Annotated in this window: 11 protein-coding genes; 6 read left to right on the top strand and 5 right to left on the bottom strand. The window is 71.0% G+C overall.

Going from position 1 to position 10,865, the window contains the following annotated elements:
- Positions 1-44 precede the first annotated feature (44 nt).
- A complete protein-coding gene (gene ppgK, locus AB0G79_RS22205) occupies positions 45-800 on the bottom strand; it encodes a polyphosphate--glucose phosphotransferase (RefSeq protein ID WP_360808984.1) in 756 nt (251 codons plus the stop codon).
- A gap of 29 nt (positions 801-829) precedes the next feature.
- The gene (locus AB0G79_RS22200; protein ID WP_360808981.1) at positions 830-1,861 is read right to left on the bottom strand and encodes a 4-hydroxy-3-methylbut-2-enyl diphosphate reductase; all 1,032 of its coding nucleotides are present in this window, start codon (positions 1,859-1,861) and stop codon (positions 830-832) included.
- 54 nt (positions 1,862-1,915) lie between these two features.
- Here AB0G79_RS22200 and AB0G79_RS22195 point away from each other — a divergent pair, with 54 nt between their 5' ends.
- The 4 genes from AB0G79_RS22195 to AB0G79_RS22180 all read left to right on the top strand — a co-directional run bounded on the left by AB0G79_RS22195 (position 1,916) and on the right by AB0G79_RS22180 (position 5,754).
- Entirely contained in the window at positions 1,916-3,280 is a 1,365-nt protein-coding gene (locus tag AB0G79_RS22195) for an APC family permease (protein ID WP_360808979.1), read from the top strand.
- 79 nt (positions 3,281-3,359) lie between these two features.
- Complete coding sequence (xseA, locus tag AB0G79_RS22190) at positions 3,360-4,637, top strand: exodeoxyribonuclease VII large subunit (protein ID WP_360808977.1); 1,278 nt, start codon at positions 3,360-3,362, stop codon at positions 4,635-4,637.
- A 50-nt stretch (positions 4,638-4,687) separates the two neighbouring features.
- Positions 4,688-4,927: an exodeoxyribonuclease VII small subunit gene (locus AB0G79_RS22185; protein ID WP_360808975.1), complete on the top strand. Its 240-nt coding sequence runs from the start codon at positions 4,688-4,690 to the stop codon at positions 4,925-4,927.
- Positions 4,928-5,163: 236 nt separating this feature from the next.
- Positions 5,164-5,754 (top strand): malonic semialdehyde reductase, encoded by a 591-nt coding sequence (locus tag AB0G79_RS22180; RefSeq protein WP_360808973.1) that lies wholly within the window; start codon positions 5,164-5,166, stop codon positions 5,752-5,754.
- Positions 5,755-5,830: 76 nt separating this feature from the next.
- On the opposite strand, the gene AB0G79_RS22175 is transcribed toward AB0G79_RS22180, so the two are convergent.
- Positions 5,831-6,346: a DUF4245 domain-containing protein gene (locus tag AB0G79_RS22175; RefSeq protein WP_360809004.1), complete on the bottom strand. Its 516-nt coding sequence runs from the start codon at positions 6,344-6,346 to the stop codon at positions 5,831-5,833.
- A gap of 134 nt (positions 6,347-6,480) precedes the next feature.
- Between AB0G79_RS22175 and glpX the strand changes: the two genes are divergently transcribed.
- Entirely contained in the window at positions 6,481-7,515 is a 1,035-nt protein-coding gene (glpX, locus tag AB0G79_RS22170) for a class II fructose-bisphosphatase (protein ID WP_360808971.1), read from the top strand.
- 109 nt (positions 7,516-7,624) lie between these two features.
- Here glpX and AB0G79_RS22165 read toward each other — a convergent pair whose 3' ends face one another.
- Both AB0G79_RS22165 and AB0G79_RS22160 read right to left on the bottom strand, forming a co-directional pair.
- Positions 7,625-7,996 carry a WhiB family transcriptional regulator gene (locus tag AB0G79_RS22165; protein WP_360808969.1) on the bottom strand — a complete coding sequence of 124 codons (372 nt, stop codon included), beginning with the start codon at positions 7,994-7,996 and terminating at the stop codon, positions 7,625-7,627.
- 123 nt (positions 7,997-8,119) lie between these two features.
- Positions 8,120-8,884: a DUF1707 domain-containing protein gene (locus AB0G79_RS22160; protein ID WP_360808967.1), complete on the bottom strand. Its 765-nt coding sequence runs from the start codon at positions 8,882-8,884 to the stop codon at positions 8,120-8,122.
- Positions 8,885-9,102: 218 nt separating this feature from the next.
- Between AB0G79_RS22160 and AB0G79_RS22155 the strand changes: the two genes are divergently transcribed.
- The gene (locus tag AB0G79_RS22155) at positions 9,103-10,770 is read left to right on the top strand and encodes a fumarate hydratase (RefSeq protein ID WP_360808965.1); all 1,668 of its coding nucleotides are present in this window, start codon (positions 9,103-9,105) and stop codon (positions 10,768-10,770) included.
- The last annotated feature ends 95 nt before the right edge of the window (positions 10,771-10,865 follow it).

Here is a 10,865-nt window from a genome sequence, read left to right as displayed (position 1 = left end):
CGCCGGGCAGGCCCGGGCCTGCCCGGCGGACCACGGCCGGGGCCTCAGCTCCTCGCCGCCGCCATCGCCGCTCCCACGATCCCCGCGTTGTTCTGCAGCTCCGCGGGGACGATCTCCGCCTTGATCCCCTCGATCAGCGGCAGGAACTTCTCCGCCTTCCGGCTCACCCCGCCGCCGATGATGAACAGCTCCGGCGAGAACAGCATCTCCACATGGGCGAGGTACTTCGTCAGCCGCCGCTTCGCCCAGTGTTCCCAGGTCAGGCCCTCGTCGTCCTTCGCCCTCGTCGACGCGCGCTTCTCCGCGTCGTGCCCCTTCAGCTCCAGGTGGCCGAGCTCCGTGTTCGGGACGAGCAGGCCGTCCACGAAGAGGGCCGAGCCGATGCCCGTGCCGAGGGTCAGCAGGATCACCGTGCCCTTGCGGCCCCGGCCCGCGCCGAAGGTCATCTCCGCGACGCCGGCCGCGTCCGCGTCGTTCAGGACGGTCACGGGGAGCCCGCCCAGGTTCTCCGACAGGAGCGCGCCCGCGTCGACGCCGATCCAGGACTTGTCGACGTTGGCCGCCGTACGGATCGTGGAGCCGGTCACCACGCCCGGGAAGGTCACCCCCACCGGGCCCGTCCAGCCGAAGTGCTCCACGACCTGCGCGACACAGCCCGCCACACCGTCGGGTGTGGCGGGCTGTGGGGTCAGTACCTTGTGGCGCTCCTGGGCGAGCGCGCCGCGCTCCAGGTCCACGGGCGCGCCCTTGATCCCCGAGCCGCCGATGTCCACTCCGAAGACGCTGACGAAGTCGTTCATGGACCTACCGTACGGGCCGGGGCCCGGTCCTACCCGTTCTTGCCGAGGCTCTCCGCGACCGCCCGCAGGTCCTTGTTGCGGAGCTCCTTGGGGAGGGAGAAGGTGAGCGACTCGTCGGCCGTCTTCACGATCTCCACGTCCGCGTAGCCGCGCTCGGAGAGCCACTCCAGGACTTCCTGGACGAGGACGTCGGGGACGGAGGCGCCGGAGGAGAGGCCGACGCTGGTCACGCCCTCCAGCCAGGCCTCGTCGATCTCGCTGGCGAAGTCGACGAGGTACGCGGCGGGGACGCCGGCCTGCTTGGCGACCTCGACCATGCGGATCGAGTTGGAGGAGTTCTTGGAGCCGACGACGATGACGAGCTCGGCCTGGCCGGCGAGCTCCTTGATCGCGGTCTGGCGGTTCTGCGTGGCGTAGCAGATGTCGTCGGACGGCGGGGAGATCAGGTTCGGGAACTTCTCCTTCAGCGCGTCGACCGTCTCCATCGTCTCGTCGACCGAGAGCGTGGTCTGGGAGAGCCAGACGACCCGGTCGGGGTCGCGGACCTCGATCTTGGCGACGTCCTCGGGGCCGTCGACCAGCTGGATGTGGTCGGGGGCCTCGCCGGAGGTGCCGATGACCTCCTCGTGGCCCTCGTGGCCGATGAGGAGGATGTCGAAGTCCTCGTTGGCGAAGCGGACGGCTTCCTTGTGGACCTTGGTGACCAGCGGGCAGGTCGCGTCGATCGTCGCGAGGCGGCCGACGCGGGCCTCCTCGTGGACGGTGGGGGCGACGCCGTGCGCGGAGAACATCACGATGTTGCCCGGGGGGACCTCGGTCGCCTGGTCGACGAAGATGGCGCCCTTCCGCTCCAGCGTCTGGACCACGTACTTGTTGTGGACGATCTCGTGGCGGACGTAGATCGGGGCCCCGTACTGCTCGATGGCCTTCTCCACCGCGATCACGGCACGGTCCACGCCCGCGCAGTAGCCGCGGGGAGCGGCGAGCAGGACACGCTTCGGGCGGTTCGTCACGGGGGCGGACTCGGGCGTCGACGCGGGCGTTGCAGTCATGCGTCCCATCGTAAGGCCGCGTCGGTGAGCGGTTTGGCCGGTGCCGTGGCCGAGACTGGCGCCATGGCTGACGACGGGACCCGGGGAGCAGAGCCCCTGGAGCATGAAGGACTGCGACGGAATCTCGGGTTTCGCGACCTCGTCGTCTACGGGCTGCTGTTCATCGCCCCCATGGCCCCCGTCGGCGTCTTCGGCACCCTCGACGCCAAGTCGGACGGGGCCGTCGCACTGGTGTACCTCGTGGCGACGGTCGCCATGGCGTTCACGGCCTTCAGTTACGCGCAGATGGTCCGCGTCGCCCCGCAGGCCGGCTCCGTCTTCACGTACGCCCGCAAGGGACTCGGCGAGGGGCCGGGCTTCGTCGCCGGGTGGATGGCGATGCTCGACTACCTCCTCATCCCGGCCGTCGCCTACCTCTTCGCCGGCATCGCCATGGAGGCGCTGGTCCCCGAGGTCGACCGGTGGGTGTGGACCGGCATCGCGGTGGTCGTCACCACCCTGCTCAACCTGTGGGGCGTCCGGGCCGCCGCCCGGGTCGGCTTCGCCGTGCTCGCCATGGAGATCGTCGTCCTCCTCGTCTTCGTCGTCTCGGCGGTCGTGGTGCTCGTACGGGACGGGGCGCAGCGCGACTGGTGGTCGCCGCTCACCGGTGACAGCGGCTTCTCCCTCGCCGCCGTCCTGGGGGCCGTGTCGGTCGCCGTGCTCTCGTACCTCGGCTTCGACGCCATCGCCTCCTTCGCCGAGGAGGTCACCGGAGGGTCGGCGAAGGTCGCGCGGGCCGTGCTCTTCTGCCTCGCGCTCGCGGGCCTGCTCTTCGTGGCGCAGACCTGGCTCGTCGCCCTCCTCGAACCGGTCTCCTCCGCCGAGCTCGCCGCCGACCCGGCTAAGCAGGGCTCGGCCTTCTACGACGCCGTCGAGGCCTCCGTCGGCGGCTGGCTCCACGACCTCGTCGCCGTCTCGAAGGCGATCGGCGCGGCCTTCGCCGCCCTCGCCGGGCAGGCGGCCGGCGGGCGGCTGCTCTTCGCGATGGGCCGCGACCGGCGGCTGCCGCACGTCCTGGCCCGTACGGACTCGGGCGTTCCGCGCGTGGCGCTGCTCGTGTCGGCGACGGTGACGATGACCGCCGCGCTGTGGGCGGCGAGCCGGGACGACGGGCTCGACCACCTGGTGTCGGTGGTCGACGTCGGCGCGCTGACGGCCTTCGTGCTGCTGCACGCGAGCGTGGTCGGCTGGTTCGCGGTGCGGCGGGCCGAGGGTCCGCCGAACTGGCTCAAGCACGTCGTCGTCCCCGTGGTGGGCGCGGCCGTCCTCGTCGCGGTCATCGTCGAGGCGTCCACGGCGGCCCAGGTGGTGGGCGTGGCGTGGCTCGGCGTGGGTCTGGTGGTGCTCGCGGTGCAGGGGGCCACCCGGACGTCCGCGCGGGGCTGACGGCCACGGCACGTGATCTCGTACGGCTCCGCAGCCGCGCGCTCCTGACGTTGTCGTACCGCGCGGTTACGCTCGGTCCATGGGTCTGACTACGTCCGCCGAAGCACCGCTTCCCGTCGGTGAGGTCTCCCGGCTGATCGGGGGCTGGATCGACCGGCTCGGGGCGATCTGGGTCGAGGGGCAGATCACGCAGCTGTCGCGGCGGCCCGGCGCCGGGGTCGTCTTCCTGACGCTGCGGGATCCCTCGTACGACATCTCGATCGGCGTGACCTGCTACAGACAGGTCTTCGACGCGGTCGCCGACGTCGTCTCCGAGGGCGCCCGGGTCGTCGTGCACGCGAAGCCGGAGTGGTACGCACCACGGGGGCAGCTGTCGCTGCGGGCCGTGGAGATCAAGCCGGTCGGGATCGGGGAGCTCCTCGCGCGTCTTGAGCAGCTCAAGCGGGGCCTGGCCTCCGAGGGGTTGTTCGCGCTCGACCGGAAGAAGCCGCTCCCGTTCCTGCCGCACCTGATCGGGCTCGTCTGCGGTCGCGCGTCGGCCGCCGAGCGGGACGTCCTGGAGAACGCGCGCCGCCGCTGGCCCGCCGTCCGCTTCGAGGTGCGGAACGTGCCGGTGCAGGGAGTGAAGGCGGTCCCGCAGGTCGTCCAGGCGGTGAAGGAGCTCGACGCCCACGACGAGGTCGACGTGATCATCGTCGCCCGGGGCGGCGGCAGCGTCGAGGACCTGCTGCCGTTCTCGGACGAGCAGCTCGTCAGGGCCGTCGCCGACTGCCGTACGCCCGTGGTCTCGGCCATCGGGCACGAGCCGGACACGCCCCTCCTCGACCTGGTCGCCGACCTGCGGGCCTCCACGCCGACCGACGCGGCCAAGAAGGTCGTCCCGGACGTGGGCGAGGAGCTCGACCGGGTGCGGGGGCTCCGGGACCGGGCGCTGCGGACCGTGCGCGGACTCCTGGAGCGCGAGGAGCGCGGGCTCGCGCACGCGCTCGGGCGGCCCGTCATGGAGCACCCGCAGCGGATGGTCGAGGTCCGTGAGGCCGAGGTCGACGCGCTGCTCGCCCGCAGCCGCCGGGTCCTCGGGCACCTCCTGGACCGGGCCGACTCGGAGCTGTCCCACACGCACGCGCGGGTCAGGGCGCTGTCGCCCGCCGCGACGATGGAGCGCGGGTACGCGGTGCTCCAGCGGGCGGACGGGGCGGTGGTCCGCTCTCCCGAGGAGGTCGCGGACGGCGAGGAGCTGCGCGCCAGGGTCGCGGAGGGCGAGTTCGCGGTGCGGCGCGTGGCCGGGGCCGGGGCCGAAGCCGGGGCCGAAGCCGAGGCCGAAGTCGGAGCCGAAGCCGGGGCCGAAGGCGCCTGAAGACGCCTGAAGACGTAGAGAGACACGAGACACGGAGGGTGGAGGCACACATGGCGGTCGACAGCAGCGCGGAAGAGGCGGCGCTCGGGTACGAGCAGGCGCGCGACGAGCTGATCGAGGTCGTTCGACGGCTCGAGGCGGGCGGTACGTCCCTGGAGGACTCCCTCGCGCTCTGGGAGCGTGGCGAGGAGCTGGCGAAGATCTGCCGCCGGCGCCTCGAAGGCGCCCGGGCCCGGCTCGACGCCTCGCTCGCGGCGGAGCGCGCCGAAGACGAGGCCGAGGAGGAGTAGGCGGGGGACGGGCGGTCGGCGCGCGGTTCGTGAACGCGGTGCGAAGAGTCGTCGGCACCGGGGCCCGGTCCCCGTACCGACGGCGTAGACTCGGGCCCAGCAGTGAAGCGGATCACTATCCGGATTAGGTAGTTGAAGTTTCACCAACTTTGGGCGTACTGTCGAGACATCGCTCGGAACGTCGTGAAGAGCGACTCCCCAGCGATTCCCCCTTTGCAGTCCGGAAGGTACGCAGCATGTCTCTCGCCCTTGACTCCGCAGCCCAGGACCTCCTCTTCCGTGAGGCCCGCACCGCCAACACGTTCACCGACGAGCCGGTGACCGACGAGCAGGTCCAGGCGATCTACGACCTGGTGAAGTACGGCCCCACCGCCTTCAACCAGACCCCGCTGCGCATCACGCTCGTCCGGAGCCCCGAGGCCCGCGAGCGCCTGGTGAAGCACATGGCCGAGGGCAACCAGGCGAAGACCGCCTCCGCCCCGCTGGTCGCGATCCTCTCCGCGGACAACGAGTTCCACGAGGAGCTCCCCACCCTCTTCCCGCACTTCCCGGCCGCCAAGGACGTCTTCTTCTCGGAGCGCCCGGTCCGCGAGCAGGCCGCCACGGTCAACGCCTCGCTCCAGGCCGGCTACTTCATCCTGGGCATCCGCGCCGCGGGCCTCGCCGCCGGCCCGATGACCGGTGTCGACTTCGCCGGTCTCCAGAAGGAGTTCCTGGACGACGACCACACCCCGCTGATGGTCATCAACATCGGCCACGCCGGTGAGAACGCCTGGTTCCCGCGCTCCCCGCGTCTGGCCTACGACGAGGTCGTCACCACCGTCTGAGCCTGAGCAGGACATGCGGAAGGGCCCCACACTCCTCGCGGAGTGCGGGGCCCTTCCGCGTGCTCGCCGGGTCCGCTCAGGCCTTCTTCGACTGGAGCGCGCCGGCCATCTCGCCCAGCCGCTCGAAGGAGGCCGTGCCGGTCACGACGGTCGTCGCGCCGCCCTCGGTCCGGACGAGCGCGTCGTACTTCGGGCCCTCCCAGCGGTGCCAGACCTTGCCGGCCACCGTCTGGGTCTTCCCCGTGTCCTCGGCCTCCTGTGTGACCTCGGGCACGTACTCGCGCGGCGCCGCCGTCGACTGGTGGATCGCCACGTACTGCGTGTCCGGGGAGAGGAAGCCGAGCTGCCACGCGTCGGACTTCTCGCGCTTGTACGAGACGACCGTCGCCTTCCATCCCTCGCCGAGGCCCTCGGGGGCCAGCACCGGGTACGGCGCCGCCCGCTGGGCCGTCAGGAGCTCGATCCGGTAGTCCTTCGCCTTGACCGGAGCCGCGTCCTCGTCGTGCGGGATGAAGAGGTACATCACCCCCGCCGCGATCATGATCACACCAAGGGACTTGATCATCCCGCGTACCGTCTGCCTGCCTCGCATACCTGCCACGCCCCCATGGTCGCATCACGGTCTCGCGCTCATACGTGGGGCCCTCTGCTCATTTTGTCGACGTACCGATAGAGTCGCAGCACCCTCTTATTTCCGGCCGTCGCCGTACAGAAAGGTGCGTTCCGATGACCGAGCACCAGAACCTTCCGCCCGAGCTTGTCGTTTCCCCCGAGGCTCCCGACCGCAACCTGGCCCTTGAGCTGGTGCGCGTCACCGAGGCCGCCGCCATGGCCGCGGGCCGCTGGGTCGGCCGCGGCGACAAGATCGGCGCGGACGGCGCCGCGGTCAACGCCATGCGGACCCTGATCTCCACCGTCTCGATGGACGGCGTCGTCGTCATCGGCGAGGGCGAGAAGGACGAGGCCCCGATGCTCTTCAACGGCGAGCGGGTCGGCGACGGCACCGGCGCCGAGGTCGACATCGCCGTGGACCCGATCGACGGCACCACGCTCAACGCCAAGGGCATGCCGAACGCCATCGCCGTGCTGGCCGCCGCCGACCGCGGCACCATGTTCGACCCGTCCGCGGTCTTCTACATGGACAAGCTGGTCACCGGCCCCGAGGCCGCCGACTTCGTCGACATCAACGCGCCCGTCTCGGTCAACATCCGCCGGGTCGCCAAGGCGAAGAACTCCTCGCCCGAGGACATCACCGTCGTCATCCTCGACCGCCCCCGCCACGAGGGCATCGTCAAGGAGATCCGCGAGACCGGCGCCCGCATCAAGTTCATCTCGGACGGCGACGTCGCCGGTTCGATCATGGCCGTCCGCGAGGGCACCGGCGTCGACCTGCTCATGGGCATCGGCGGCACGCCCGAGGGCATCATCTCCGCCTGCGCCATCAAGTGCCTCGGCGGCGTGATCCAGGGCAAGTTGTGGCCGAAGGACGAGGCCGAGCGTCAGCGCGCCCTCGACGCGGGCCACGACCTGGACCGCGTGCTCTCCACGAACGACCTGGTCAGCGGCGACAACGTGTTCTTCGTCGCCACCGGCATCACCGACGGCGAGCTGCTGCGCGGCGTGCGCTACCGCGCCGAGACGGCGACCACGCAGTCGCTCGTCATGCGCTCGAAGTCCGGCACGATCCGCCAGATCGACTCGACGCACCGGCTCTCGAAGCTGCGCGCGTACAGCAAGATCGACTTCGACCGCGCCAACTAGGGCCGTCGACGGCAGGGCCTTCAAGCGGACGAAGGCCGGGCCTCGGCAGTACGAAGAGGGGCGCCCCCATGTGCGGTGGGGGCGCCCCTCCCCGTATTCCCGCGTCCCGTCAGCCGGCCTGGGCGACCCGGTCCGCCGCGGACGCCTTCTTCAGCTCCACGTCCCGCCGCCGGCGCCGGGCCAGCACCACGCGGCGCTCGGCCGCGGTGAGCCCGCCCCACACCCCGTACGGCTCGGGCTGGAGCAGCGCGTGCTCCCGGCACTCGACCATGACGGGACAGCGCGCGCAGACCCGCTTCGCCGCCTCCTCGCGCGCCAGGCGCGCGGCGGTCGGCTCCTTGGAAGGGGCGAAGAACAGCCCTGCCTCGTCCCGGCGGCACACCGCCTCCGCGTGCCAGGGGCCGGCCTCGTCCTCCCTGACAGGGGTGCGCTGAGGGGGGACGGCGGCGACCTGGAGGGGCTGATGCGGCAGTTGCAGCACGGTCTACTCCTGACGACGACTTCGCGAGCGAGCGGCGATGGAGCAGCCCTACCCGCTGTGCGCGCGCCTATGCACCGCGTGCCCTCCGGTTCCCGTCAGCGGACACCTGACGGCGACTTTCGGTCAGCCGTCGAGGCGCTTGCGCAGCTTGTTCTGGAGGTCGGTGACCCACTTGCCGCGCTTGGGGCGCGCCTCCACGTTCCCGAAGACCGAGTAGCCGTTGACCACGACGACCGGCGCCTGCGGGTCGACGCCCTCCAGGGTCACGACCTCGAAGTTGCCGAAGACGCCGCTGCCGTTGCCGCGCAGGCTGATGTTCTCCGGGACCCTGACCTCGACGTTCCCGAAGATCGAGGTGGCGTTGATGGTGGTGAGGCGCTGGGCGAAGAGCGCCTCGGTCAGGTCGATCTCGATGCTGCCGAAGAGCGAGAAAGCGTTCGTCCGGGGGCTGACGCGCCAGCGGCCCTTGCGGGTGGTGCTGGAGAAGATCGCGACCAGGCTGTCGGCCGGGCCCTCGTCCTCTCCCCACGGCGCCGGGGCGGGTTCGGGCGCGGGCCGGACCGGTGCGCCGGGGAGGTCCCTGACGATCGGCTCCAGTTCGCCGACGGTCTTGGCCCGGTAGACCGCGTCGATCCGGTCCGCGTGCTCCGCGGGGTCGAGCCTGCCCTCGGCCAGGGCGTCCCCGAGGATGTCCGCGATCCGGTCCCGGTCCGCGTCGGACGCCCGCAGCGATCCCTGCGGGTCCGCGACGGCGGGTGCCGCGGGCGCGAGCGCGGGGGCGGGTGCCGCAGGCGCGGGCGCGGGCGCGGAAGCGGAGGCCCGCTCGGGTTCGGACGCGGGTTCGGACGCGGGTTCGGACGGGAGTTCGGGCTTCTTTTCGAGGTCCACACGGCCAGCGTAGCCAGACGCGATAGATCGCGACCAGAGGGACGTCCCCTAGGGGACGCGTCCGGGTCGGGAGGGTGGAAATCGAACAGAAGGACACAAACGCCCCTGGTGAGCCTTACCTCACAGGATCGGGACCGCGGCCGCGTCATACGCTGGAGGGCGCGCCCGCCAACGGAGGCGGCGCGCAGCTGTCTGCCGAGTGAGGAATGGCCGCCGTCATGCCAGAGTTTTCGTACTCCGATCTGCTCCCCCTGGGAGAGGACACCACGCCGTACCGCCTGGTGACCTCCGAAGGTGTCTCCACCTTCGAGGCCGACGGGCGTACGTTCCTCAAGGTCGAGCCCGAGGCCCTGAGCCGGCTGGCCGCCGAGGCGATCCACGACATCCAGCACTTCCTGCGCCCGGCCCACCTGGCCCAGCTGCGCCGGATCATCGACGACCCGGAGGCGTCGAGCAACGACAAGTTCGTCGCGCTCGACCTGCTCAAGAACGCGAACATCGCCGCCGCCGGCGTCCTCCCGATGTGCCAGGACACCGGCACCGCGATCGTCATGGGCAAGCGCGGCCAGAACGTGCTGACCTCCGGCCGCGACGAGGAGGCCCTGTCGAAGGGCGTCTACGACGCGTACACGAAGCTGAACCTCCGCTACTCGCAGATGGCCCCGGTCACCATGTGGGAGGAGAAGAACACCGGCTCGAACCTGCCCGCGCAGATCGAGCTGTACGCGACCGACGGCGGCGCGTACAAGTTCCTCTTCATGGCCAAGGGCGGCGGCTCGGCCAACAAGTCGTTCCTCTACCAGGAGACCAAGGCGGTCCTGAACGAGGCCTCCATGATGAAGTTCCTGGAGGAGAAGATCCGTTCGCTCGGCACGGCCGCCTGCCCGCCGTACCACCTGGCGATCGTCGTCGGCGGCACGAGCGCCGAGTTCGCGCTCAAGACCGCGAAGTACGCCTCCGCGCACTACCTGGACGAGCTGCCGACCGAGGGCGACGCCGCCACCGGCCACGGCTTCCGGGACAAGGAGCTGGAGGAGAAGGTCTTCGAGCTCACGCAGAAGATCGGGATCGGCGCGCAGTTCGGCGGCAAGTACTTCTGCCACGACGTCCGCGTCGTCCGCCTCCCCCGCCACGGCGCCTCGCTGCCCGTCGCGATCGCCGTCTCCTGCTCGGCCGACCGCCAGGCCGTCGCGAAGATCACCGCCGAGGGCGTCTTCCTGGAGCAGCTGGAGACCGACCCGGCGCGCTTCCTGCCGGAGACCGAGGACTCCCACCTGGACGAGGCCGGCGACGTCGTCACCATCGACCTCAACCAGCCGATGGACGACATCCTGGCCGAGCTGACCAAGTACCCGGTCAAAACCCGCCTCTCCCTCAACGGCCCGCTGGTCGTGGCGCGCGACATCGCGCACGCCAAGATCAAGGAGCGGCTGGACGCGGGCGAGGAGATGCCGCAGTACCTGAAGGACCACCCGGTCTACTACGCGGGCCCGGCCAAGACCCCCGAGGGGTACGCCTCCGGTTCCTTCGGCCCGACGACGGCCGGCCGCATGGACAGCTACGTCGAGCAGTTCCAGGCGGCGGGCGGCTCGAAGGTCATGCTGGCCAAGGGCAACCGCAGCAAGCAGGTCACGGACGCGTGCGGCGCGCACGGCGGCTTCTACCTCGGCTCGATCGGCGGCCCGGCGGCGCGTCTCGCGCAGGACTGCATCAAGAAGGTCGAGGTCGTCGAGTACGAGGAGCTCGGCATGGAGGCGGTCTGGAAGATCGAGGTCGAGGACTTCCCGGCCTTCATCGTCGTCGACGACAAGGGCAACGACTTCTTCCAGAACCCGGCGCCCGAGCCGACGTTCACGCACATCCCGGTGCGGGGCCCGGGTCTCTGACCCCACCCCGCCCGCCGGTGCGGGGCCCGGGGCTCCGACCCCATTCCGCCCGCCGCGCACGAAGCCCCCGGTCCGTCCCGTACGGACCGGGGGCT

It is taken from the genome of Streptomyces sp. NPDC020807 (assembly GCF_040641575.1).
Taxonomy (GTDB): Bacteria; Actinomycetota; Actinomycetes; order Streptomycetales; family Streptomycetaceae; genus Streptomyces.
This window is presented reverse-complemented; position numbering and strand designations above follow the sequence as displayed.

Excerpts from the sequence above, each read along its gene's own strand:
- xseA (WP_360808977.1), top strand. The coding sequence starts at position 3,360 with ATGGGTCTGACTACGTCCGCCGAAGCACCGCTTCCCGTCGGTGAGGTC.
- AB0G79_RS22195 (WP_360808979.1), top strand. The coding sequence starts at position 1,916 with ATGGCTGACGACGGGACCCGGGGAGCAGAGCCCCTGGAGCATGAAGGA.
- ppgK (WP_360808984.1), bottom strand. The coding sequence starts at position 800 with ATGAACGACTTCGTCAGCGTCTTCGGAGTGGACATCGGCGGCTCGGGG.
- AB0G79_RS22155 (WP_360808965.1), top strand. The coding sequence starts at position 9,103 with ATGCCAGAGTTTTCGTACTCCGATCTGCTCCCCCTGGGAGAGGACACC.
- AB0G79_RS22185 (WP_360808975.1), top strand. The coding sequence starts at position 4,688 with ATGGCGGTCGACAGCAGCGCGGAAGAGGCGGCGCTCGGGTACGAGCAG.
- AB0G79_RS22200 (WP_360808981.1), bottom strand. The coding sequence starts at position 1,861 with ATGGGACGCATGACTGCAACGCCCGCGTCGACGCCCGAGTCCGCCCCC.
- glpX (WP_360808971.1), top strand. The coding sequence starts at position 6,481 with ATGACCGAGCACCAGAACCTTCCGCCCGAGCTTGTCGTTTCCCCCGAG.
- AB0G79_RS22175 (WP_360809004.1), bottom strand. The coding sequence starts at position 6,346 with ATGCGAGGCAGGCAGACGGTACGCGGGATGATCAAGTCCCTTGGTGTG.
- AB0G79_RS22180 (WP_360808973.1), top strand. The coding sequence starts at position 5,164 with ATGTCTCTCGCCCTTGACTCCGCAGCCCAGGACCTCCTCTTCCGTGAG.